We start from the raw sequence: 23,859 nt of genomic DNA on the forward strand, positions 1-23,859 counted from the left end.
CATGAACCGCTACGAACCCGTTCCGGCCGTCTCCGGCCGACCGATCCGGCGTACCATCGAGCTGCCTGACGAGCTTCTCGTCGGCACGATCGACACGCATATCCATAGCGGCCCCTGGCTGACCTCCTGCCCGGCGCGCGTCGACCCGTTCCAGATCGCGGAGCAGGCCAAGGCTGCAGGGATGGCCGGCGTCGTCTTCTACGACCACACGCTCGGCAATAGCTGCGGCACCGCCTGGCTCGCCGCGCGCGCCGTGCCCGACATCGACATCTTCGGCGGTATCATCCTGACGTCGGTGCAGGGCGGGTTGAACCCGCGCGCGGTCAAGACCGCGCTGCATTACGGGGCAGGGGCCAAGTTCGTGCATTTCGGCGCACATTGCACCCATCACATGGCGAGCCGCGAAGGCGCGATGGTCGACGGCAGGCCGGTGCCGTTCAAGGACCTCTATCCCCGCTTCGCGGAAGAAGAACTGTCGCGCGCCATCCGCATTCCGTTGGTCGATCCGATTCCGGCCGAGCTCGAGGAGATCCTCGCGCTGATTGCGGACCACCCCCACGTCTACATGAACACCGGCCATGTCTCGCCGGACGAGGTGATGCGGCTGGCCGACCTCGCCGAGCACTTCGGCATTCGTCGCCTAGTCGTGGCCCATCCGGCGCGGGCTCTTCTGAGCCTCGACCAGCAGAAGAACCTCGCCGCGCGCGGCGTCTTCCTCGAGGGCTGCTGCTCGGACTGGATGTTCCATCGCGGCCTGCCTCGCACGAATTACTATGTCGAGCGCGAATATGCCGACGAGATCGCCGGTATCGCCAATGCGCCGCAATTCGCCGGCGTCGTGCCCTGGGCGCGCCAGCTGCGCGAAATCGGCCTCGATCAGATCGTGCTCGGCACCGACTACGGCATCGGCTCCGGACCGACGCCAGTCGAGGGCATGCGCCTCCTGATCAGCACGCTGCTGGACCTCAACTTCAGCATCGAAGAGATCGCGTTGCTGACCAAGCGCAATCCCGCGCGCCTGCTCGGCCTCGCCGAATGAGCGCGACGGCGCAGCCAGCGGCGGCTTCCTCCGCGCGGCTGCGCGGCGCAACGACCGAGTCGCGCCGCCCGTTCGTGCTCTCGAAGGGCGCAATTCTCGTCGCGCCCGCGGCCATCTTCCTGCTCGCCTGCTTCGTCGTGCCGATCGGCCAGATGATTGGCTACAGCGTCACCGCCCATATGGACCAGGGCGTCGCCGTGCCCGGTCTCACCACTGAAAATTACGCGCGGCTATTCCGGTCCAATCTCTACTGGGTCGTGCTGGTCCGCACCCTGCGCATCGCCGTGATCACCAGCCTGATATGCCTGCCCATCGCCTATCCGCTGGCTTATGTCATGGCGCGCGGCTCGGCTTTCTGGTCGCGGCTCGTCATGTTCACCGTGATCTCGCCGCTGCTGGTGCTCGTCGTCGTGCGCGCTTACGGCTGGAAGCTGATCCTGGCGAAGCAGGGCTTCCTGAATTGGCTGCTGCAGAATCTGGGAATCGCCCAGTCGCCGCCGGCGCTGCTCTATACCGAATGGGCGGTCATCATCGCCTCGGCCCATGTCTTCCTGCCGTTTCTCGTGCTCCCGGTCGCCAGTGCGATCGGCAAGATCGACGTCGCGGTCGAGGACGCGGCGCGCACGCTCGGGGCCGACTGGCGGGCGGTGTTCTGGCGCGTCACCGTCCCGATGAGCCTGCCGGGCCTGGCCGTCGGCGTCACGCTCGTCTTCTCGCTAACGGCGGCGTCCTATGTCACGCCGCAGATCCTCGGCGGCAACTTCGCCGCGATGCTCGGCACGCTGGTGCAGCAGCAGGTGCTCTCCGTGAACGACTGGCCCTTCGGCGCCGCGCTTGCCACCGTGCTGCTCGTGGTCACGCTCTTGGCCAATCTCGTGCTGCTGCGCCTGTTCGAGCGGCGCTTCGCAGGCTGGGCTAGCGCGGGAGCCGCGCGATGAACGCCGAAGCAAAGCGTATCCCCTTCGCGCTGGCGCTGTGCTGCGCGCTGCTCTCGGCCGCGATCCTGGCGCCGATGCTGATCCCGATCGCGGTTTCGGTCTCCGACAGCATGTTCGTGTCCTTCCCGCCGCGCGGCTTCACGCTGAAATGGTACGGGCAGGTCTTGGTCGATCCGGAATTCCAGACGACATTCCTGTTCAGCTTCAAGCTCGCCTTGATGGTCACGACGCTGACCGTGCTGCTCGGCGTTCCCTGCGCCATCGGGCTGACGCGCTTCCGCTTTCCTGGCCGCGGCCTCGTCTTCGCGTTGATCCTCTCGCCGATCGTGTTTCCGGTGCTCGTGACCGGCGTGGCGTTGCTGCAATTCGCCTCGCGGATGGGATCGAACGATTCGTTCCTGCAGTTGCTGGCCGGGCATACGGTGATCTGCCTGCCCTATCTGGTACGAACCGTCTCGGGCGCGCTGCTGCTCGTCGTTCCCTCGACCGAGGACGCGGCCCGCACGCTCGGCGCCGGGCAGTTCACCACCTTCCGCCGGATCACGCTGCCGCAGATCCGCGGTGGCATCCTGGCGGGCTGCGTCTTCGCCTTCATCACCTCCTTCGACGATTACGCCATGGCGATGTGGCTGGCCGATGCACGGCATTTCACGCTGCCGCTCCAGATCCATGTCTTCATCGAGCGCTCCTTCGACCCGAGCGTCGCCGCGATCTCGGCGCTGATGGTCGCCTTCTCGCTCGCCCTGCTGCTGGTCGTCGAGCGCGCGCTCGGCCTGAAGATGCAGCGCATCGTCGCCGGCTAGGCCTTCTCGAACATCAACGCGAAACACAAAGGGGATCGACCATGACTGGCATTCTGGCAACGCCTACACGGCGGCGCTTCATCGCATCGGCGGTGGCGAGCTCGCTCGCCGCGCCGATGCTCACCCGCAACGCTTGGGCGCAGGGCAAGGAGATCGTCATCGGCATCTGGGGCGGCGCCCAGGGCGAGTTCATCCGCAAGCAGGTGATCCCGGCCTTCGAGAAGGAGTTCGGCTACAAGGTGCTGGCCGAGGAAGGCTTCACCCTGCCGAACATCTCGAAGATGCGGGCGACCAAGTCGAACCCGAAATACACCGTGATGTTCGTCGACGATCTCGCCGTGCCGATCTGCAAGGGCGAGGACCTGATCGCTCCGCTACCGGTCGACAAGATGCCGAACATCGCCAAGCTCTTCCCGCGCTTCAATTACGAGGACGGCTACGGCACGGGGCTCGGCATTTCGATCGGCACCATGTATCGCAACACTACGGAGAAGGCCCCAGCGAGCTTCGCCGACCTCTGGGATCCGCGCTACAAGAACGGCATCAAGCTCAACAGCTGGCAGAACACCTCGGGACTGTTCTTCCTGATCGCGACGGCGGCAATCGTCACCGGCAAGCCCTTCGCACAGGCGCAGTACGAGGTCGACAAGATCTGGGGCAAGCTCGCCGAACTGAAGCCCAACATCCAGAACGTCTACACCTCCGGCGTCGAGGCGGCCAACGAGATCGCCCAAGGCCAGGCCATGATCGGCGGCATAGACTACTCGAAGTTCATCTACCCCTACACGGCGAAGGGCGCGCCGATTGACATGGTCTTCCTCAAGGAAGGTTGCTTCGCCGGCGTCAACTGCCAGGTGCTGGTCAAGGGCGGCCCGAACCAGGATCTTGGCGTCGCCTTCATGAACCACATGCTGTCCGCGCGCGTGCAGAAGGAGCTCGCCGAGTTCGCGCTGGTCTCGCCGCCGGTCTCGGGCGTCGAGCTTTCGGCACAGGCCCTGAAATACGTCGCCTATCCAGATACGCGCATGGACGAACTCAGCCTGTTCATGCCGGACTGGACCCATATCAACAAGCAGCGCGCCGCTTGGACCGAAAGCGCCAACCGCATCTTCTCGGCATGACGATGCTCGTTCCCGGCAGCCAGCGCATGGCTGCCGTCGCGCTCGGTCTATCCGGCCTAAGCAAGGCCTATGGCGAGAGCACGGTCGTCGACGGCGTCGATCTGGCCGTCGCGCCCGGGCAGCTGATCTCGCTGCTCGGCCCCTCCGGCTGCGGCAAGACGACCACACTGCGCATGATCGCGGGGTTGATCACGCCGAGCGAAGGCACGATCCACTTCGGCGAGAGGGATGTGACCGCCGTCCCCGTGCATCACCGCAATGTCGGCGTGCTGTTCCAGAACTATGCGCTGTTTCCGCACATGACCGTCGCCGGTAACGTGTCCTTCGGCCTCGAAATGCGCAGCAAGGACCGGCGCCGCAATCGCGCTCTCGTAGACGAGGCGCTGGACATGGTCCAGTTGACACGCTTCGCCGGGCGCTATCCGCACGAACTCTCCGGCGGCCAGCAGCAGCGTGTCGCGCTCGCCCGCGCGCTGGCGATCGAACCGCAAATCCTGCTGCTGGATGAGCCCTTCGCAGCGCTCGACCGCAAGCTGCGCGAAGAGATGCAGATCCAGATCAAGGACCTCCAGCAGCGCATCGGCATCACCACCGTGATGGTGACGCATGATCAGGAGGAAGCCCTGACCATGTCTGATCGGATCGCGGTGATGAACAACGGCCACATCGAGCAATACGCGACGCCCGGCGAGATCTACGATCGTCCCGCAACGCGCTTCGTCGCACAATTCATCGGCTCGTCGAATCTCTTCGAAGGCTGCGTCACCGAGCCGGGATCGCAAGGTACGGTGGCCAGAACGCCAGGCGGCATCCTGCTGAGCGCGGTAGGCAAGGCTGGGACAAGTCAGGCGACGCTTTGCCTAAGGCCCGAAGCCGTTCGGATTTCGGCAGCAGCAGATGGCGACGCACCCGGCTACAACGCGGCAATTGGAACGGTTTCGCGGATCGTACATCGCGGCTCGATGACCGAATATCAGCTCGATCTGGCAAACGGCGAGAAGCTTACCGCCTGTCGTCCGAGCGGCGAAGAGCAGGGTATATCTTTGGGCAAGCTGATGCTCGCATCTTGGGCCAGCGAACGCGTTCACGTCGTGAACTGAGTGGCGCCAAAGAGCGTTCGACGTGCGTCACGAAAATCGCGCGATGCCCACGGATGGCCGTCAAAGCGCTCGTGCCGGGCGCCTGCCGCTTTTAGTCTAGATGCGCCATAACCTGACGTTGACAGGTCACCCACAAGCTGACGTTGACTGTTCGGCTACCGGCCAGTCAAAGCCCTTCGGTCTGACCACCTCCAGTTCGCTCGCGCGGGGCGCCAGCGCTTTTGGCCGGCAAATCTCGTTGACCTAACCCGCGCGCCCAGCCGGACTGCTGATCGCGGGCGATCGACGAGACGCAGGTGATCAAGCTTCCTACGAGCCATATGACCACAAAGCCGGCCAATATGCCCCGCTTCCTCAAGCGCGGCTCATAACGATAAGAGTTCATTGTGCTTCTCCTTCGTTCGATCTGGATCAACCGGCTTCAGCGCGGGCGTCTTCAGCCAGTCACGTGCCCGCAATCCTACTTCCGCGCTTCGAAGACGCTCTTCGCCACGCTCATCGCCCCGAATGCATGAGGCCAGCCAGCATAGAAGCCGCTGTGTGAGATGATCTCGCCGATTTCCTCTCGGGTCAGGCCATTATTCGTTCCGATGTTCATATGCGCGCCGAGTTGGGCCGACTGCCCGTTGGCGAGAAGCGAGCTGATCGTGACCAGGCTCCGATCGCGTGGCGCAAGATCGGGCCTCAGCCAGAGATCGCGAAACAGGAAGTCGGTCGTGTCCTTCACCAGTCCCGGTGAAATCGTGCCAAAATTCTCATCGACGAATTTGACCCGCGCGGCCTCTGCGGTCTCGTTCAAAGGCAGCTGCTTGGGCGTCGCCGACGGCAGTTGATCGGTGCCGATCTTGCGGCCGGCGAAGGCCTGCTTGACGAAGGGGACGGCTGTAGTCGCGTTCGCCCAGCCGGAATAGAACGCCAGATGAGTGACTATCTCCGAGATCTCGGCGGGCTTCACCCCATTCTCCAGCGCCAGGTCGAGATGGAATGGCAGTTCCGACGTCTGGCCACGGCCGATCATGATCGACAGCGTGACGATGCTGCGCTCGCGCGGGGTCAGACCTGAGCGCTTCCAGACCGAGCCGAGCAGGCCCTGCTGCGTGTAGCGCGACAGCGCCGGCGATACCGATTCGAGATCGGCGAGCGTCGGGGCGGAGGCCTGCCCTTGTGCGAGTGCGGGAGTCGACATTCCGAGCGCCAGGAGCGTCGCAGCGATGAACTTCATGATTGGTCTCCTTTGATCGAATGATCGAGGACTGGGGATCAACGCGCGGAGCATCCGACGTCGGTCGCGAGCGCGTGCCCGGCGCTAAACTCGACGCGTCGCTGCGAAGCCACGGCACGGCCGAGGGAATGATCATCATCGGCACCACGCGTGATCGCCAAAGCGTGGCTCACTTGCCGTACTGCTCGTCGGTAACCTTCTCGAGCCACTCCACGTTTTTGCCCTCGGCAACTTCCGTGATGGCCGTATGGCTCATCGCGGTGGTCGCTGTGGCACCGTGCCAATGCTTGACGCCGGGCGGACACCAGACGACGTCGCCCGGCCTGATCTCGCGCTTCTCGCCGCCCAAGTGCTGCGTCCAACCCAGGCCGGAGGTGACGATCAGAACCTGGCCGGCCGGATGCGTATGCCAGGCCGAGCGAGATCCGGGCTCGAAGGTGACATGGCCAACGGTAACGCGGCTGGCCTTATCAGCGAACTGCATGTCGACGCGGACTGGGCCGGTGAAGGTCGCCTCCGGGCCCTTCATCGAAGGCCGCGAGCCGTTCGGAAAGATGCGGCTCTCGTCGGCGGCGACCGGGCCGGCCAAGGCCGCCACGAGAGCGCCGGCCGGCGCAGACATTTTGGTGCTCATGACTATCCTCACTCGAAAGTTTGCGACCGCGCCCACCGCCCGCCGCTTCGTGGCAAGACCGGTGTGGGTCAGTACGGGTGAGAATGGGAACGATGCCCGCAAGACATTAGCGGCGGCCGATCGCAAGCACTTATCGATATGACGCATCAATGCGTGTGGAAGCCGCAATCCTGTTGGCCAGCTCCCAGACGCTCCGTCGAAGGGAAGGCATCAGGTGTAGGCGAGCAGGCGGCCGGCGAAGACGACGCCGGTCCACGAGATCAGCGAGATGACGGCGGCGATGCGGGCGGCCAGCGGGGTCGACGCTGCATCGTTCCACTCGTCGACCCGACGATACACGCCGTAGTGGAATATCGGCACGTTGAGGCATGAGAACAGCAGAAGCCCGAATTTCCAGGGCGCGGCTCCCGAGTTAGCGACGACGGTCGCCTGCGCGCTCAGCAAAGCGATGCCTGTAACGACCGCGATCGCCATACCGATGTGGGACAGCGGCAGCAGAGTGCGGGCGGCTGTGACCACTGATATCAGGCGGCGTCCGGCTCCCAGTAAACGAAGGTCGAACGCGAAAGCCGGTCCGACCAGGAGCGCGATACCGAGGATGTGCGTCGCCTCGAGAAACGGATAGAGAAACTCGGCATTCCGGACCGCTTGGCCGAGGAACGAGCCTTGCAGTCCGGCCAAGAGATAAACCAGCAGTTCCGGCATGACCGACTTTCGGGGTTCACGCCGGCAATGAATTCCCGAGGAGCTGGTTCACAGGCACAGCATCGTCCCCGTACCAGAAAACCACCGGGCGAAAGAGCCTGTCGTCGGTGCGGTTGATGTAGCCTACCGCCTGGAATTGTTCACCGATCTTCAGGGCCCGGCCAAGTCCCCATCGACCCGACCACGCTGGAGGCGCGATGACGATCTGCAGCTGCTTGTGAGGCCCGCTATACGAGAGGGCATTCGTGACGCGACGGATATCGTCGGCATCATGGAGTTGCGGTGGCACGGTCAATTTTGGCGTGCTGGACGGAAGCGGTGCCGCCAGGGCCACGTCGAAAAGCGAGTGCGGGTTGCCCCAAGTCCCTTCGGACGACACAGCACCAGCGAGGTAAATCAGTCTGCTGGTGTCGAAGCCCGGCCAGCCATGATGGGCAGCGGCCGGCTTGCTGTCGAGGATCGACACCCAGGGCGCCGCTGTCAGCCCGAACGCGCCGAGTATCAGCCTTCGCCGGTCCGGCCTGGCTGCCCCGGCACCACGCACGCCGTCATGATCGCTTTCGGTCATCGTCCGGACCCTTTTGCAATGCGTCGACGCGGCAAAGGCGCCGGCCTTGGCGTCAGCGATCATCCGAACGCAGCTCGAACACAATCGGCCGTGGATCGATTGCATCAATCGATCCGGCCCATCAATTGTGAAGCACCGTGTTCACGTCGCCCTCCATCGCGATGGCTGCGGCGAAGACCCGACTCTCCGGCTTTCTGCATCGACCGATGATGTCGAAAGCGCTGCGGCCGGCGTGGTTCTCGCGCGAGCGCTCAGGACTTCTGCCCGTCGCGGAGCCTCAGTGCGTCGACGATCACCTTGAAGGCGGGGAGGTTCTGCCGGCGGCTGGGGTAATAGAGGAAGTAGCCGTCGAAGAAGGGCGACCAGTCGTCTAGCATCTGAACCAGGGCGCCGGACGCCATTTCCCGCTCAACAATGTCGTGCGGGACGTAGGCGATGCCATAGCCGCTCACGGCTGCATCGATCATCGCGTAGGAATTATTGAACGCGAGCTGACCGGCAACGCGGACCCGCAGCTCCTGTCCGTCCTTCTCGAACTCCCAGGCATAGAGGCCGCCGGCGCTCTCATGGCGCATGTTGATGCAGGCGTGCCCGACCAGTTCTTTCGGATGCATCGGCGTGCCGCGGACAGCGAGATAGGCGGGAGCGGCGACCGCGATCAGGCGCCAATCAGGTCCGATACGGACCGCGATCATGTCCTTCTCGACGCTCTCGCCCAGACGAACGCCTGCGTCGAAGCCTTCCTCGACGATGTTGCGGAACGTACTGTCGAGGATCAGTTCGACATTGATGTCGGGATAATCTCGCAGCACGGCCTTCAGCTTCGGCCAGACTACACGGTCGAGCGCGTGGTCGGATAGCGTCAGCCTGATTGAGCCTGACGGCTTGTCACGGAACGCGGACAGCGCGGCGATCTCCTCGTCGATTTCGGTCAGGCGCGGCGAAAGGGTCTGCAGCAGCCGCACGCCCGCCGCAGTGGGGGCGACGTTACGCGTCGTCCGCGTCAGCAGCCTGATGCCCATCTGCGATTCGAGCTGCTTGATCGAATGGCTGAGCGTCGATTGGGCCACGCCGAGTCGGGCAGCGGCGCGCGTGAAGCTGCACTCTTCTGCCACGAGCTGGAACCATCGCAGCCTGTTCAGGTCGCCGATCGACATCCGCAGTCCCTCGCTCGAAAGACGATTATTCGTTTCAGTCGATCATTTCAATCCATCCTAGGCCTCTAATCGAAGGATGCCGGAAGCGCTAGATCCGCCTTATGACAACGGAAGCGCTCGAAATGGCAGCTGTGACGACCGCGAACGATAGAAGGCCTGCCGCCGCGTGGGGCGCCGTCCTGTCGATGGCGCTCTGCGTCTCGATGCTCATCGCCTCGGAGTTCATGCCGGTTAGCTTGCTAACGCCGATGGCAGCCGGCTTGAACGCAACCGAGGGCCAGACCGGGCAGGCCATCTCCGTAAGCGGGCTCTTCGCCATCGCTGCGAGCGTGCTCGTTACGACCGCCGCCGGCCGACTCAATCGGAAATGGGTACTTGTGGGCTTGACCGCGCTCATGCTGGCGTCGCTGGTCCTGGTCGCGTCGGCACCCAACTTCGCCGTGCTTATGCTGGGTCGCGCGCTGCTCGGTGTCTGCATCGGTGGCTTCTGGGCGCTGGCAACGGCCGTCATCATGCGGCTAGTTCCTGCGGCCGACGTCCCGCGTGCACTGGCCCTGATGTACGGCGGCCAGGCGATAGCCGCCGCCTTCGCCGCACCGATCGGTAGCTATCTCGGCGATCTGATGGGTTGGCGCGCAGTCTTCTGGGCGCTGGTCCCGATCGTCGCCGTCAATCTCGCCTGGCACCTGATCTCGCTGCCGTCGCTGCCGGCACGTGGCGAGCAGGATGTCCGCGGTATGATCGGCTTGCTCGCCCGCCCGTATTTCCGGCGCGGCCTTCTTGCCGCCATGCTGTCGTGGGGCTCGGCCTTCACAATGTTCACCTACCTGCGCCCCTTCTTGGAGCAGGTCACCGGGGCCGACGTCGCCGTGCTCTCGACGCTGCTGCTCCTGCTGGGCTGTGCCGGCTTCCTCGGCACCTGGGCGGCGGGGCGTTTCGTCACCGACAACGTCGCGCCTCTCCTGAAGCTTCCTGCCATCGTCATGGGCGGCTGCACGCTTGGCCTCCTGCTGATTGGCGGGTCGGTCGTGGCAGCGGGGCTTTTCCTAGCGATCTGGGGCGTGATGAACACCGCGATGTCGGTGATCTGGATGACCTGGATGTCGCGGACCGTGGACGATGCACCCGAGGCCGCCGGCAGCCTGATGGTGGCTGCGATCCAGGCGTCGATCCTGCTGGGCGCAGTCCTGGGCGGCCTCCTACTCGATGGTTTCTCGATCACCGCGACCTTCGCTGGAAGCGTCGCCCTCGCTGCCTTGGCCGCGATGCTGATCGGCGGCGGCCGCTCTCTCCTCAAGCCGAACTGACCCCACTCTCAAAGGATCACGCCATGACTTTCGAACACACCGACACCGACCGAGCCGCTCGCCTTGACCGTCGCGGCCTCATGAAGCTGACGGCCGGCGGCGTGGCCATCGCCGCAGCGACCTCGCTCGGCAGGAATGCCGAGGCGCAGACACAGACCCCTGCCGCCGGCTGGGACAAGGTCTTCCCGCGCAGCGAGAAGGTCGACCATCGGAAGGTGACCTTCAAGAACCGCTACGGTCTCATGCTCTCGGGCGACCTGTACCTGCCGAAGACGCGCGGCGATGGCCGGCTTGCGGCGATCGCGGTCGGCGGTCCGTTCGGCGCAGTGAAGGAGCAGTCGTCGGGTCTCTATGCCCAGACCATGGCCGAGCGCGGCTTCGCGACCCTGGCCTTCGACGGGTCGTTCACCGGCGAGAGCTCGGGCGAGCCCCGCAACATCGCATCGCCTGACATCAACACCGAGGACTTCAGCGCCGCCGTGGACTTCCTCGGCCTGCAGCCCATGGTCGACCGCGAGCGCATCGGCGTGATCGGCATTTGCGGCTGGGGTGGAATGGCGCTGAATGCCGTCGCGGTCGACAAACGGGTCAAGGCCGTGGTCGCGAGCACGATGTACGACATGACCCGCGTCATGGCGAAGGGCTACAACGACAGCGTGCCCCTCGAACAACGGACGAAGACGCTGGAACAGCTCAGCCGACAGCGCTGGGAGGACGCGGCCAAGGGCACGCCGGCCTACCAGCCGCCCTATAACGATCTCAAGGGCGGCGAGGCGCAGTTCATGGTCGATTACCACGACTATTACCGCACGAAGCGCGGCTATCACCCGCGAGCGGTGAACTCCGGCAACTCATGGACCCAGACCACGCCGCTCTCCTTCATGAACATGCCGATCCTCACCTACATCAAGGAGATCGCGCCTCGGCCGGTCCTGTTCGTCCACGGCGAGAAGGCGCATTCGCGCTACTTCGCCGAGACCGCCTATGCGGCGGCGGCCGAACCGAAGGAATTGATGATCATCCCCGGCGCCAGCCATGTCGATCTCTACGACAAGACCGATGTGATACCGTTCGACAAGCTGGCGAGCTTCTTCGACCGCCATCTCGTCGCCTGATCTCGAAGCGCGCGGAACCAGGCCCCGCCGATCCAGCGGCGGGGCTTTCGTGCCACAATCAATCAGGAGGACCGGATAATGCCGCTGCAGACCATTCGGATCGCCGGCGCGATATTCCTAGGAACGATCGGAGCAGCCATGGCTCAGGAACGCATCAAGATCTCGTCGGAATGGGGCTCGGTTACAGCGGAAGTCGTCGATAACGCCGCCACCAAGGCGTTGCTCGACATGCTGCCGCTGACCATCCCCATGACGGATCATCTGCGACAAGAGAAGACGGGAAGCCTGCCTGCAGGCTTGCCACCGGCCGCACGCAAGCGGGCTTTCAAGAACGGTACGATCGGGCTATGGGGCCCCGACCACTTCGTCGTCTACTATCGCGATGGTCAGGTCCCTGAACCCGGCATCATCATCCTCGGTGAGGTGAAGGGGGGTGCGTCAATCTTCGATCGCGCAGGGTCGGTTGCCGTGCGGATTGAGCGCGAGGATTGACGAAAGCAGCCTGCGGGCATGCCAAATAGTCGGATCCCAGGTGGCGTCGTCTAGTCGGTCAGCGCCAATTCCTGACATTGGTGCTTCGCCATTAAGCGGACGTTCCAGCGCCGGGTGACAGTAAGCGCTAGAGGAGCGAGCAAAAATTTCGTGCGTGCTAAATTGCTGAGCTATTTTCATTATTGCGATGACGATTAAGCTGATTATCGATCGAAAATCGGTCCGCTAATTTTCGTTCATCGGCACTTGGCCGGAACGGAAGGACGACGACCATGAAAACTTGGTTCATCACCGGCGCATCCCGGGGCTTCGGGGCCCTCGTCGCCAAGCTGGCGTTGGAAGAGGGCGACGCGGTCGTCGCCACCGCCCGCGAGCCGCAATCGGTCACGGCTGCGCTCGGCGAGCATCCCAATCTTCTGGCGGTGGCGCTCGACGTGACCGACGAGAGCCAGGCTTTGGTGGCCGTCGATCTGGCTATCAAGCGGTTCGGCAGGATCGATGTCCTCCTCAACAATGCCGGGTTCGGCCTTCTGGGAGCAGTCGAGGAAGCGACAAGCGCCGAGATCGAGGCGCTCTATCGGACGAACGTCTTCGGCCTGCTGAACGTCACCCGCGCCGTGCTGCCGCATATGCGCGCCGCCCGAAGTGGCCGGATCCTCAACATCTCCTCCATCGGCGGCTATCGTAGCGGGGCTGGTTTCGGCGTGTATTGCTCGACGAAGTTCGCCGTCGAAGGACTTTCCGAGGCGCTCGCAGCCGAGTTGGAGCCTATGGGCATCAAGGTCACGATCATCGAGCCCGGCTATTTCCGGACCGACTTTCTCGACGCGCGCTCGCTGAGCGTCAGCACATCCCGGATCGCGGACTATGACGGCACTGCCGGACTGGTCAGGGAGCACGCCGCCGGTCTGAGTCATCGCCAGCCAGGCGATCCTGCCAAGCTCGCCAAGGCGATCGTGACGCTCGCCGGATCGACCAATCCGCCCCTTCGCATGCCGTATGGCAGCGACACGGTCGCGGCAATCGAGGCGAAGAACGCCTTCGTGGCCGGCGAGCTCGCACAATGGCGCGAGGTCTCCGTCAGTACCGACTTCGCAGTCGGAGCCTGAGCCTCACTGTCCACCTCGGAGGACGTAGTCTCTCCGAGGCACCCTCTTTCACTCCTTCATCGACGGGGCCGGCGGCGCATCCGTCGCCGCACAGGAGATCCGACATGTGCTCGACCCTCGCAGACTTGCACCGGTTCACAAGCCTCGAACGCTTGTCTGGCCTCTTCACGGCTGCTGCTCATGGTTTTTTCAGAAGGCCTCTCTACGCGATTGCACCGACGGTGCATGGTCCGGCCCTGATCGTGATCAGCGACGGCAAGCCCCGCGACATCGTCCTGGGAGACGACGAGCGGGCGCTGCAGGCCTATCTCACGGGCCATATTCCGCAGGCTGCGCCCGCAGGGGCTATGCCGGCCTTCTGGGATATCGGGATCGAGGTCTTGATCGCCCTCGATAAGGCCGTCGTCCCGAATGGGTTGGACCGGGAGGCCGTCGGGCACTGGCTGGGAGATACGATCCTTCGCCGGTTTCGGGACAACCTCAACAGCTCCGGCGAGCCGGCCGGCGCTACCCGCCACTGAGCGCGGGCGTTCTGGCGACCCGGCTAACGTAATCTAGCAACTCCTAACCTGACGACCGCGACGGCAGCCTGCATGCTGACAATCGGCGCCTTCGCGCACTAAAGGAATGACGGCCGATGTTGATCCAGGTGAACGGCAGCAAGCGTGAGGCGGATGTCGACCCTGACACGCCGCTGCTATGGGTGCTGCGAGACGTTTTCGGATTGACCGGCACGAAGTTCGGCTGCGGTGTGGCGATGTGCGGCGCGTGTACCGTGCATGTGGGCGGTCAACCCAGGCGCGCCTGCGTCACGCCGGTCGGCGATATCGGCGAGCAGCCGATCCTGACGATCGAGGCCCTCGACGGCAGCGTGACTGGCCAGGCCCTGCAGAAGGCATGGCTGGCTGTCGATGTGGTCCAGTGCGGCTACTGCCAGTCAGGTCAGCTCATGCAGGCCGCGGCGCTGCTTGAAGCCAAGCCCAATCCTGACGACGCCGATATAGACGCAGCCATGTCGGGCAACATCTGCCGTTGCGGGACCTACGGCCGGATACGCACCGCCATCAAGCAGGCCGCCGCCGACCTTCCGCTACCGGCCAGGGCTCCCTAACATGAACGCGCCCAATCCTGCATTTGCACCGACACGCCGAGCCGTCCTTGCCATCGCCGCCGGCGTTGCGGGCGAACTCGCGCTGAGCTTTCGCCTCTCAGGCAATACCGCCATGGCGCAATCCGCGGAGGCGTCGTCGTTTCGGCCCAACAGCGTCGTCCGCATCGATCGCGATGGCACCGTCACCCTCGTCGTCCCCTATGCCGAGATGGGGCAAGGCTCGCTGATGTCGGTCGCCATGCTGGTGGCCGAGGAGCTGGAGATCGAGCCATCGGCCGTGAAAACCGAACACGCCATCGGCGACAACGTGCTCTATGCCAGCCCTTTGCTGGGTGAACAGATCACGGGTGGGTCGCTCAGCCTGCGCGGCGCCTGGAAGCCGATGCGGCAGGCGGGGGCGGCGGCAAGAATGATGCTGGTGGAAGCTGCCGCGCGCGGCTGGTCCGTGCCGATTTCGTCCTGCCATGCCGAGGCGGGTCATGTCCTGCATCCCGCCAGCGGCCGCCGCGTCGCCTATGGAACCCTCGTCCAAGTGGCAAGCACAGTGCCGGTGCCTCAGGATCCGCCGCTCAAGACCGGAACGCTTCGCCTGATCGGCAAGACCCTGCAGCGCATCGACTCTCCGGCGAAGGTCAACGGATCGGCGATTTTCGGCATCGACGTCCGGCTGCCGGGAATGCGCTATGCGAGCGTCATGGCCTGCCCGGTGCTCGGTGGAACGCTGCGGCGCGTCGATCAAGCACCGGCGCTGGCCATCTGCGGCGTTCGCCAAGTAGTGGAATTGCCCAATGCGATCGCGGTCGTAGCCGACCACACCGGGGCCGCACGGAAGGGACTCGCGGCTCTGAAGCCGGAATGGTCGGACGGCGCCAACGCGTCGCTCGACACCGCCGGACTGGTCGCGACGTGTGACGCGGCACTAGGGACACAGGGGCTGATCGCAGAGACAAAGGGCGAGCCGGCGCGCGCGATGAGCGCAGCCAAGACAACTTACGAGGCGGACTTCCGCCTGCCGATGCTTGCCCATGCCGCCCTCGAGCCGCTGTGCTGCACGGCGCATGTCCGGCCTGGTTCATGCGAGATCTGGGTCGGCAGCCAGGCACCGGGCCGAGCCCGCAACGAGGTTGCCCAGGCCTTGGGTCTTCCGGCGGAGGCTGTGCAGGTCAACAACCACCTCATCGGTGGTGGCTTCGGGCGCCGGCTCCAGTCGGAATGGATCACGCAAGCCGCGCTCATCGCACGTCAGGTCGACGCGCCGGTCAAGGTGACCTGGAGCCGAGAGGAAGACATGCGGCAGGGCTCCTACCGCTTCCACAACCACAGCCGGATCAAAGTCGGGTTGGACGAGCGCGGCATGCCGGTGAGCTGGGACCACCGCATCGTGGGGCCGGCGGTGATGGCATGGTTCCTGCCGGGCTATTTTCGGAACGGCATCGATCTCGACGTCACGGGCGGCGCGTACGGTCCCTACGCCCTGCCGAACCTGTCCGTGGATTTCGTTCGCAACGACCCGCCGAGCGGCCTTATGGTCGGGAACTGGCGCGGTGTGGGCGACACCCGCAACGGCTTCATCGTTGAATCGGTCATCGACGAGCTGGCCCATCGTGCCGGCCGCGACCCGGTGGATTACCGACGGGCCTTGCTTGAGCCGGGTTCGCGCATGCTGGCCGTTCTCGATCGGGCGGCCAAGGAAAGCGGCCGGGATGGCGCCCTGCCGCGCAACAGCGCTCGCGGCGTCGCTATCCTCTCGGCGTTCGGAAGCCACATCGCGCTCGTTGCGCAGGTCGACATGAATGAGCAGGGGCGCATCCGCGTACCGCGCATGACCTGCGTGGTCGACTGCGGCCGCGCGGTCAATCCTGGCATTGTCAGACAGCAGATCGAGGGCGGCATCATCTTCGGCCTGAGTGCCGCGCTCTACGGCAAGATCACGGTACGAAACGGCCAGGTCGAGCAGTCCAATTTCCACGACTATCCGGTGGTGCGCATGAACGAGGCGCCGGCCATCGAGGTTGTGGTCATGGATAGCCTGGAGGAACCCGGAGGCGTCGGCGAGCCCGGTACGGCGGTCGTTGCTCCGGCCGTGCTCAATGCGATCCGCAGCATCACCGGCAAACGTCTCCTCGCTCTCCCGCTAGATCCCGCCATGGTTCAGACGTCATGACCGCCCGAACAGTAAGGCTCCGCTCTAATTTGGCCCGCACTTCGTTGATCGGTCTTGTGGCGGCAGCGGCAGCGTTGTTCGGCATCGAACTGCTGCAGTCCGACAACGCCAGCGCCCAGCCAAGTCCGAAGGCACTCCAGGACGCTGCCATGTTTGCGTCAATCGCGGACGCGAACCAGCGCTCGGTTGCCTTGTTCACGGAGGCGGGGAAGGTGCTTCAGCATCCACGCTGCATGAACTGCCACCCAGCGACCCGCCGACCCACGCAGGCCGAGACGATGCATCCCCACGTTCCGCCGATGTTTGCGGGCGATTTGGGCACGGGGGCGCCGGGACTGCCGTGTGCCACCTGTCATCGCCAGGAGAACACGGCCACGCTCGGCGCCGGGATCAAGACCGTGCCAGGAGCGCCGCATTGGGGGCTCGCGCCGGCGTCGATGGCCTGGCAAGGCCGGACGCTCGGTCAGATCTGCGCGCAGATCAAGGACCCCGCCCGAAACGGTGGCCGCTCTCTTGCTCAGATCAAATCCCATCTGGCCGAGGATCACCTCGTCGGCTGGGCCTGGCATCCAGGCGACGGGCGCGAGCCGGCACCGGGTACGCAGGTGCAATTTGGCAAGCTGATCGACGCCTGGATCGCCACCGGTGCGAACTGCCCGTCCGGCTGAGGTTGCCCGCGCCGCCATTGATCGACCCGGTCCGCCCGCCTACTCCCGCGGCTTCCCACCCGAGGCGGCGGGAAAAAGCGTTCAAACGATATTGTGCGAGCCTGGCATCTTCTGGCTCTGCTAGTCTCAGGCCCGTCGTTCACACGGGCCGGTGAGGCAGCGCGGTCAGGAGCATGTGAGATGAGGCCCGATCGCGGCGCATCCCAATATGATTACGGGTTCGGCGATCATCGTCTGTTCTCGGCGGAGCGCCGGGTCGAGCGGAACGGCGTCTCCGTCAAGCTCGGTGCGCGCGCCTTCGACCTGCTGCGCCTTCTCGTCGAGAACGCCGGCCGCACCGTCTTAAAACAGGAGATTTGGGCGCAGGTCTGGTCGGGCATTCCTGTCGGCGAGGGCAGCCTGCGATTTCAGCTGGTCGAGCTCCGCCGCCATCTCTGCGAGACGAGCGACAACGCCTTCATCGCGACGGTGCCGGGACAGGGCTACTGCTTCGTGGCGCCCGTCACGACGATCGACCGAGAGGCAGCCTATCAAGGCCCCGCGCCAACGGATGATCGATCGATCCGATTGCCGTCGCGATTGGCGCGCGCCATCGGCCATGAAGCCGAGCTTCCAAAGCTGCTCGATCGCCTGCGTTCGCGACGATTGGTAACGATCGTCGGAACGGGCGGCATCGGGAAAACAACCCTTGGTGTTGCGGCAGCGCACGCGTTCGCGTCCGAATTCGCCGGCGACATCCACTTCATCGATCTGGGCGCGATCCAGGACGGCGCGCTTATCAAAAGCGCGATCGCGTCGGCGATCGGGCTTGCCGTGGAACGGACCGATCCGATGCCGGACATCATCGCGCGGCTTCGCCGTCGGGAGACGTTCCTCATCCTCGACAGCGTCGAGCACCTGATCGGCGCCGCGGCGGAGATCGTCGAGCGCCTCGTCGATGACGTGCCGACGCTCCGAATACTTGCGACCAGCCGGGAAGCCATTCGGCTCGAAGAAGAGTGCATCCATCCGCTTTCTCCCTTCGAACTGCCGACCCCGGAGCAAGAGGCGACGCTCGACGGCGTATTGTCGAATCCGGCAGCGCGCCTCTTCGTCGAAAGAGCGGGCGCCGCGGGCAGCAAGCGCGGATTGGTCGATAAGGACGCTGCGCTGATAGCCGGCATCTGCCGCCAGCTCGATGGCATCGCGCTGGCGATCGAACTCGCCGCTGGACGGGTGCCTACCTACGGACTGGAGGCGCTCGCCGGGTTGCTCAGAGGGCAGCTCGCGCCGCTACGGGGCGGCAGGAGGACGGCGGCGCGCCGCCATCGAACACTCACGGACACGATCGCCTGGAGCTACGATCTGCTTGATGGCACCGGACAGGCCGTGCTGCGCCGGCTGGCCGTCCTTGTCGGCCCCTTCGGCTTGGCTGCCGCGTGCGCCGTCGCTGCGGATGACGAGGTCGGCAAATGCGAAGTCGAGCGTGTCTTGGACGGCCTCGTCGCCCAGTCGCTCGTTTCGGTCAGCGGACACGACGGAGCCAGGCGATTCCGCCTGCTCGACACGACGCGAGCTTATCTGCTGGCGGAAGCGCCGGGGGACGAACTCCTGGCCGCGGCGCTGCAGCACGCGACCTATTTTGCCGAATTTCTGGGCGGGTCCGATATGCGGGTCGCGCACGATCCGCTACGTCGGTTCGCCGACGAGGACGATGTCCCAAATGTGCGGGCGGCTCTCGATTGGTGCTTCGGTCCGCATGGCATCCCTCGCGTCTTGACCGCTCTCGCGGTCGGCAGCGCCCGCCTCTTCCTGACGCTTTCGCTGCTCGTGGAATGCCGCTCTGTCTGCGAAGCCACGCTCGCTCGGCTCGATGCTGAGGAGATCGGGTCAAGGGCGGAAATGAGTCTGCAGGCCGCTTTGGCACGGGCGCTGATGTACTGCAGCGGGAACAGCGAGCACACCAAAATTGCCTTCGAAAGGGGCCTCGCACTGGCGCGTGAATTCGGGGAACATCGACAACAGCTAGAGATACTTGCGGATCTTCATGTGCTGTACTGCAGGCGAGCGGACTTCATCCAAGGTCTCGTCGTCGCGCAGAACAGCTTCGCGATCGCCCGGACGATGTCCGATCCGCTGGCCTTGGCCGCCTCTCATCTGTCGCTGGGCGTTTCGCTGCATCAGGTCGGACAGCTCGACTCCGTCGCGGCGCATCTCGACGAGGCCATAGGGCTGGTCGAGGCGGATACCTCACATTCCGGCTACGCGTCCTATTCGACCCACCCAAATCGTGCCCATATTATTCGGGCGCATGGGCTGTGGCTCAGGGGCTACCCGGATCGAGCTGCGGCGATGGCACGCGCTTCGATGCGCGAGGTTGAATCGTCAGAGTTCAAGCTCCACCGGGCCGTCGCGCTGAGTGGCATCCCGCCGATCTTCATGTGGCGTGGCGACTGGGCGGAGGCGCTGATCTACATCAAGCGGCTGGAGGATGCGGCCGAGCAGAGTACGCTTCGCCCGTATGCCGCGCTCGCTGTCGCGTTCAAGGGCGAGGTCGCGATCGCGACAGGAGATCCTGAAGGTGGGGTCGCCATGATCGAGTCCGCCATGCGTGGGCTCAAGGACGCCCATTATCGCCTGTTTTCGGCGCCGCTGATGATCGCCAAGTCGCAAGGCTTGCTCGATTGCGGCCACGCCGGGCGGGCTCGAGACGTCATCGAATCCTGCGAGCAGCTCGCGATCGATAGCGGAAGCGCGTTGCATCTCCCCGAGATCTTTCGCGTGAAGGCCGATATCCTGCTGGCGTCGGAAGCCGGTAGCGCGAACCCCGAGGCGCTCCTCGACCGTGCGATCGCCGTGGCGCGCGATGTCTCGGCGCGTGGCTGGGAACTTCGCTCAGCGACACGCCTGGCTCGTCTACGGTCACGATCCAAACGCTACGATGAGGCAGAGGCGACGCTCCGAGCGGTCTATGAGGCATTCGACGAGGGCCAGGGAACCGTCGATATCGAGAATGCAAGGCAGGAGTTGCATGAGCTGAGGGCGCGACGAGCGCGCCCTCAGCTCAGTTTGGATGTCGAATGCCGCGACGACATCGAAGCGCAGCGTCGATGACTCACGAATAGAGTTCTTCCCAGGCCCACTCGGCTTTGGGCTGTGCGTGAAGGCCCCAGAACAGATCGGCGACCTCATCCGCTTCCGCACTAGCCGGGCTGACCAGCTTCGCCACGGTGACGACCCCGACATGGACGCCGTGGCCTCGGCTGACCTCGAACAGGCCTTGCGCCATGGCGCGGATGCCGGCCTTGCCGACGCTGAGCGTCAGCAGGTCGGGATGGGGCGTGGTGGCGAGCCCCCCGCCCGTGAGCAGGATCGATCCCGAACCACGGTTGTAAAAGGCGGGCAACGCGGCGCGAAGCACAGCGAGAGCGCCGGTGACGTTGACGGCGACGTCGTCCTCGATCGTGTCGACGGCCAGGTCGCCCAGAGGGTCGGTGCGCAACTGCCCTTCGCTGTAGCGCAGAACGCCGGCATTATAGTGCAGCACGTCGATGTCGGGCGCGTAACGGGAGACCAGCGCATCGACTGCGGCTGCGTCGCGGAGATCGACGATCTCCTCGACGACTTCGGCACCCTGTCCCGACAGCGCATCCGACATGCCCTTCAGTTTGTCGGCGTTTCGAGCGGCCAGCACGACGCGAAAATCCTCGCGGGCGAAGCGCTTGGCTGTGGCGAGGCCGATACCCGGCCCCGCTCCGACGATCAGAATGGTCTTTGACATGGTGATTATCCTTGAATTTGGCGTGAACAAGATCGGGACCCGCCAGCCACCTCAGGCAGCCGGAAAGTCGGCGCCCTCGGTGACTGCGGCCCAGGCGTCGAAATCGGTCCGGAGCTCGGCGAGCTTTTCGCGCGCACCGGCGAGCGCGGCCTTGCCCAGCAGCAGCCGCAGCGGCGGTTCGGTCGCGTTGACCGCCATGACGATGGCCCGCGCCGCCCGCTCTGGATCGCCCGGCTGCTGACCGTCATAGCCGGTGATGGTGCGGCGGAAGGCGCCAGCGGTATCCGCATAGTCGTCGATCACCGTGCCGGCGTGCCCCGGTGAGCGGCCCGCCCAGTCCGTCCGGAACGGACCCGGCTCGACGATCAGAACCTTGATGCCGAGGGGCGCGACCTCCCGTGACAGGCTCTCCGACAGCGCCTCGACGGCGAATTTCGAGGCCGCGTAGAAGCTGAGCGAAGGCAGGGCACGCAATCCGCCGATCGAAGAGATGTTGACGATCGTGCCGGTGCGCCGGCGACGCATACCCGGCAACACGGCGCGCGACATCTGCGCCAGTCCCCAGACATTGGTTTCGAACATGGCGCGCACCGCACCCATGTCGCTTTCCTCGAAGGCGCCGAAATAGCCGACGCCGGCATTGTTCACGAGCACGTCGATGCGACCGAAGCGTGCCTCCGCGGCCTGGACGGCCTCGGTGATGTCTGCTTCCCGCGTAACATCGAGCTTCAGGACGAGGGTGCGCTCTGCGTGGCCGGCCGCGATATCCGCAATCTGCGCCGGATTGCGGGCAGTGACGACGACGTTATGGCCTAGCGCGACGACATGTTGTGCCAGCGCGCGCCCGAAGCCGGTCGAGCAGCCGGTGATGAGCCATGTCTGTGGCATGGACGTTCTCCAGATCAATGAAAGGGTTGCGCGCGAGCCGAAGGCTCGGCGCGCTCATGCGGGGTCAGACGACTTCGGCCAGCTCGATGAGGTTGCCGAACGGGTCTGCGATGAAGGCGAGCTTGCGGCTGATTTCGTCGAGCTTGAACGGCTCGGTCACGACCGTGACGCCCCGAGCTTTGAGTGCGGCGACGGTCGCCTGCATGTCGGCGACGTTGATGCAGAAGTGATGCAGGCCCGCCTGGCGCAGGCTGTCGCCGAGATCGGCATAAGTGGGAGCCGGGTTCGGCAGCGGATCGCCGCCAGCCAGCAGCTCGATCATGAAGTGATCGTCGTTGGGAAGTGCGAGATAGGCGAGCTTCTGATCGGCGTAGGGCCATTGGTGGACAATGCGGAAATCGAGCTTCCCGACATAGAAGGCGATCGCGTCGTCGAAGGACGGCACGCGCAAGGCGACATGGTGGCCGCGAAGGTCGGCGAAAGGCGAAGCGGTGTTGCGATCGGGCAAGGCGAAGTCGGCCATGGAAACCTCCGTCCGGTGATCGGCCGGCGGGATGCCGGCTGCGATGACGTGAAGATGGCGCAACTCGACTTTCGCGATTAGATCGGTAATTCTTCGCATGATGCTGAGTGAGAATCATCAATGCGTGCGACAGAACTCTCAGAGCTTTCCGCCTTCGACGCTGTCGCGCGCAACCTGAGCTTTCGCCGAGCCGGGGAGGAGCGCGGTGTCACGGCGTCTGCCATCAGCCATGCCGTCAGCAACCTGGAGGAACGCGTCGGCATCCGGCTGCTTAACCGGACGACCCGCAGCGTCTCGCTGACCGACGCCGGCGCGATGCTGCACGCGCAGCTCTCGCCTGCCTTCGCCGATATCGGCGCGGCGCTCGATGCGTTGAACAGCTTCCGCGATACGCCCTTCGGCAAGGTCAGGCTGAACGTGCCGAGTTCGATTGCGCCCTTCGTGCTCGGTCGCGTCATCGGCCCGTTGGTCAAGGCCAACCCGCAGCTACAGGTCGAGATCGTCGCGACCGACAGGTTGGTCGATATCGTCGATGAAGGTTTCGACGCCGGCATCCGGCTCGGCGAAAGCCTGCGCGAAGGTATGGTGGCGGTGAAGATCCGGCCTCGGCTGCGCATGGCCGTCGTCGGCTCACCTGCCTATTTCGCCGACCGGCCGATGCCGATGACACCGCGGGAGCTCTCTCAGCATGTGTGCGTCCAGAACATGTATCCGAGCGGCGTGCGCTACCCGTGGGAATTCGAGTTGAAGGGAGACGCAATCGCCTACCACCCGACGGGGCCAGTCGCGCTCGACGATCACGAGCTGATGGTCCAGGTCGCCCTGTCGGGCGCGGCGCTGGCCTATGTCTGGGAGAATCGGGCCGAGCGAGAGATCCTCGACGGCCGCCTGATCCGCTGCCTCGACGAATGGTGCCCGCCCGAGGACTGGCTGTACCTCTACTATCCCAGCCGCAGGAACATGTCGGCAGGGCTTCGCGCGTTCATCGACGCGGTGAAGGCCTGATCGAGAAGCAGCGAACGCCAGCAGCGCCGGTCAGAGGTCCAGGCGAAGTGCGCCAATTGCTGACATTGGACTGACGCCCAAAAGCAGATGGGGTGGATGGCTCCCGCTCCCGGCGCTGCAGCGCCACAGTGGTGCTGTCACGCAGCACGAGCTTGGAGCGACCACGATGGAGATCACGACTGTCGGCATCGACCTGGCCAAGAATGTCTTCCAGGTGCACGCCATCAACGGAACAGGAGAGGTCCTCGCCCGACGAGCGCTGAGGCGAGCTCAGGTCATGCCCTTCTTCCGCAAGCTTGCTCCCTGCCTGGTCGGCATGGAGGCCTGCGGCACGAGCCATCATTGGGCGCGCGAACTGACCGCTCTGGGGCATACTGTGCGATTGATGCCGCCGGCTTACGTCAAGCCATACGTGAAGCGGGGCAAGACC

23 protein-coding genes and 1 pseudogene are annotated in these 23,859 nt (G+C 64.7%); 16 read left to right on the plus strand and 8 right to left on the minus strand.

Features of this window, described 5'->3' with window-relative positions:
* Position 1: 1 nt before the first annotated feature.
* From BMZ21_RS28055 to BMZ21_RS28075, 5 genes are read left to right on the plus strand one after another with little or no spacing between them, the layout of a single operon-like run.
* Positions 2 to 1,039: a DUF6282 family protein gene (locus BMZ21_RS28055; protein WP_091842682.1), complete on the plus strand. Its 1,038-nt coding sequence runs from the start codon at positions 2 to 4 to the stop codon at positions 1,037 to 1,039.
* Positions 1,036 to 1,977, plus strand: coding sequence for an ABC transporter permease (locus tag BMZ21_RS28060; RefSeq protein WP_091842685.1), 942 nt, complete (start codon positions 1,036 to 1,038; stop codon positions 1,975 to 1,977). The genes BMZ21_RS28055 and BMZ21_RS28060 overlap by 4 nt, the downstream gene beginning before the upstream one ends.
* Positions 1,974 to 2,780: an ABC transporter permease gene (locus BMZ21_RS28065; protein ID WP_091842687.1), complete on the plus strand. Its 807-nt coding sequence runs from the start codon at positions 1,974 to 1,976 to the stop codon at positions 2,778 to 2,780. Before BMZ21_RS28060 ends, BMZ21_RS28065 begins: the two co-directional genes overlap by 4 nt.
* 41 nt (positions 2,781 to 2,821) lie before the next feature.
* The gene (locus BMZ21_RS28070; protein ID WP_091842690.1) at positions 2,822 to 3,901 is read left to right on the plus strand and encodes an extracellular solute-binding protein; all 1,080 of its coding nucleotides are present in this window, start codon (positions 2,822 to 2,824) and stop codon (positions 3,899 to 3,901) included.
* A 26-nt stretch (positions 3,902 to 3,927) separates the two neighbouring features.
* Entirely contained in the window at positions 3,928 to 5,001 is a 1,074-nt protein-coding gene (locus tag BMZ21_RS28075) for an ABC transporter ATP-binding protein (RefSeq protein WP_244544063.1), read from the plus strand.
* 460 nt (positions 5,002 to 5,461) lie between these two features.
* Here BMZ21_RS28075 and BMZ21_RS28080 read toward each other — a convergent pair whose 3' ends face one another.
* The 5 genes from BMZ21_RS28080 to BMZ21_RS28100 all read right to left on the minus strand — a co-directional run bounded on the left by BMZ21_RS28080 (position 5,462) and on the right by BMZ21_RS28100 (position 9,287).
* A complete protein-coding gene (locus BMZ21_RS28080) occupies positions 5,462 to 6,226 on the minus strand; it encodes a carboxymuconolactone decarboxylase family protein (protein ID WP_342029057.1) in 765 nt (254 codons plus the stop codon).
* A gap of 166 nt (positions 6,227 to 6,392) precedes the next feature.
* A complete protein-coding gene (locus BMZ21_RS28085; RefSeq protein ID WP_208862393.1) occupies positions 6,393 to 6,857 on the minus strand; it encodes a (R)-mandelonitrile lyase in 465 nt (154 codons plus the stop codon).
* Between the two features lie 210 nt (positions 6,858 to 7,067).
* Positions 7,068 to 7,562, minus strand: coding sequence for a hypothetical protein (locus BMZ21_RS28090; protein ID WP_091842700.1), 495 nt, complete (start codon positions 7,560 to 7,562; stop codon positions 7,068 to 7,070).
* A gap of 16 nt (positions 7,563 to 7,578) precedes the next feature.
* A complete protein-coding gene (locus BMZ21_RS28095; RefSeq protein ID WP_244544059.1) occupies positions 7,579 to 8,235 on the minus strand; it encodes a hypothetical protein in 657 nt (218 codons plus the stop codon).
* A 146-nt stretch (positions 8,236 to 8,381) separates the two neighbouring features.
* Entirely contained in the window at positions 8,382 to 9,287 is a 906-nt protein-coding gene (locus BMZ21_RS28100; protein ID WP_091842703.1) for a LysR family transcriptional regulator, read from the minus strand.
* A 122-nt stretch (positions 9,288 to 9,409) separates the two neighbouring features.
* Between BMZ21_RS28100 and BMZ21_RS28105 the strand changes: the two genes are divergently transcribed.
* The 9 genes from BMZ21_RS28105 (at position 9,410) to BMZ21_RS28145 (ending at position 20,346) form a co-directional block, all read left to right on the plus strand.
* The gene (locus BMZ21_RS28105) at positions 9,410 to 10,594 is read left to right on the plus strand and encodes an MFS transporter (RefSeq protein ID WP_244544060.1); all 1,185 of its coding nucleotides are present in this window, start codon (positions 9,410 to 9,412) and stop codon (positions 10,592 to 10,594) included.
* Between the two features lie 23 nt (positions 10,595 to 10,617).
* Positions 10,618 to 11,709: an alpha/beta hydrolase gene (locus BMZ21_RS28110; RefSeq protein WP_091842707.1), complete on the plus strand. Its 1,092-nt coding sequence runs from the start codon at positions 10,618 to 10,620 to the stop codon at positions 11,707 to 11,709.
* A 78-nt stretch (positions 11,710 to 11,787) separates the two neighbouring features.
* A complete protein-coding gene (locus BMZ21_RS28115; protein WP_244544061.1) occupies positions 11,788 to 12,201 on the plus strand; it encodes a cyclophilin-like fold protein in 414 nt (137 codons plus the stop codon).
* Between the two features lie 272 nt (positions 12,202 to 12,473).
* The gene (locus BMZ21_RS28120) at positions 12,474 to 13,310 is read left to right on the plus strand and encodes an oxidoreductase (RefSeq protein WP_091842709.1); all 837 of its coding nucleotides are present in this window, start codon (positions 12,474 to 12,476) and stop codon (positions 13,308 to 13,310) included.
* A gap of 104 nt (positions 13,311 to 13,414) precedes the next feature.
* The gene (locus tag BMZ21_RS28125) at positions 13,415 to 13,831 is read left to right on the plus strand and encodes a hypothetical protein (RefSeq protein ID WP_091842712.1); all 417 of its coding nucleotides are present in this window, start codon (positions 13,415 to 13,417) and stop codon (positions 13,829 to 13,831) included.
* A gap of 116 nt (positions 13,832 to 13,947) precedes the next feature.
* The gene (locus BMZ21_RS28130; RefSeq protein WP_091842714.1) at positions 13,948 to 14,421 is read left to right on the plus strand and encodes a (2Fe-2S)-binding protein; all 474 of its coding nucleotides are present in this window, start codon (positions 13,948 to 13,950) and stop codon (positions 14,419 to 14,421) included.
* 1 nt (position 14,422) lies between these two features.
* Positions 14,423 to 16,585: a xanthine dehydrogenase family protein molybdopterin-binding subunit gene (locus BMZ21_RS28135; RefSeq protein ID WP_091842716.1), complete on the plus strand. Its 2,163-nt coding sequence runs from the start codon at positions 14,423 to 14,425 to the stop codon at positions 16,583 to 16,585.
* 29 nt (positions 16,586 to 16,614) lie between these two features.
* Positions 16,615 to 17,253: an Isoquinoline 1-oxidoreductase subunit gene (locus BMZ21_RS28140; protein ID WP_244544062.1), complete on the plus strand. Its 639-nt coding sequence runs from the start codon at positions 16,615 to 16,617 to the stop codon at positions 17,251 to 17,253.
* 180 nt (positions 17,254 to 17,433) lie between these two features.
* Entirely contained in the window at positions 17,434 to 20,346 is a 2,913-nt protein-coding gene (locus BMZ21_RS28145) for an ATP-binding protein (protein WP_091842721.1), read from the plus strand.
* Between the two features lies 1 nt (position 20,347).
* On the opposite strand, the gene BMZ21_RS28150 is transcribed toward BMZ21_RS28145, so the two are convergent.
* The 3 genes from BMZ21_RS28150 to BMZ21_RS28160 all read right to left on the minus strand — a co-directional run bounded on the left by BMZ21_RS28150 (position 20,348) and on the right by BMZ21_RS28160 (position 22,424).
* Positions 20,348 to 21,013, minus strand: coding sequence for an SDR family oxidoreductase (locus tag BMZ21_RS28150; RefSeq protein ID WP_091842724.1), 666 nt, complete (start codon positions 21,011 to 21,013; stop codon positions 20,348 to 20,350).
* 51 nt (positions 21,014 to 21,064) lie between these two features.
* Positions 21,065 to 21,901, minus strand: a complete 837-nt coding sequence (locus BMZ21_RS28155; RefSeq protein ID WP_091842727.1) for an oxidoreductase — start codon at positions 21,899 to 21,901, stop codon at positions 21,065 to 21,067.
* A 64-nt stretch (positions 21,902 to 21,965) separates the two neighbouring features.
* Positions 21,966 to 22,424, minus strand: a complete 459-nt coding sequence (locus BMZ21_RS28160) for a VOC family protein (protein ID WP_091842744.1) — start codon at positions 22,422 to 22,424, stop codon at positions 21,966 to 21,968.
* 120 nt (positions 22,425 to 22,544) lie between these two features.
* Between BMZ21_RS28160 and BMZ21_RS28165 the strand changes: the two genes are divergently transcribed.
* Positions 22,545 to 23,429, plus strand: a complete 885-nt coding sequence (locus tag BMZ21_RS28165) for a LysR family transcriptional regulator (RefSeq protein ID WP_091842730.1) — start codon at positions 22,545 to 22,547, stop codon at positions 23,427 to 23,429.
* Positions 23,430 to 23,595: 166 nt separating this feature from the next.
* Positions 23,596 to 23,859, plus strand: a pseudogene (locus BMZ21_RS28170) (IS110 family transposase); the annotation flags it as partial.

This window comes from Allobosea lupini, assembly GCF_900109525.1.
GTDB classification, from domain to species: Bacteria; Pseudomonadota; Alphaproteobacteria; order Rhizobiales; family Beijerinckiaceae; genus Allobosea; species Allobosea lupini.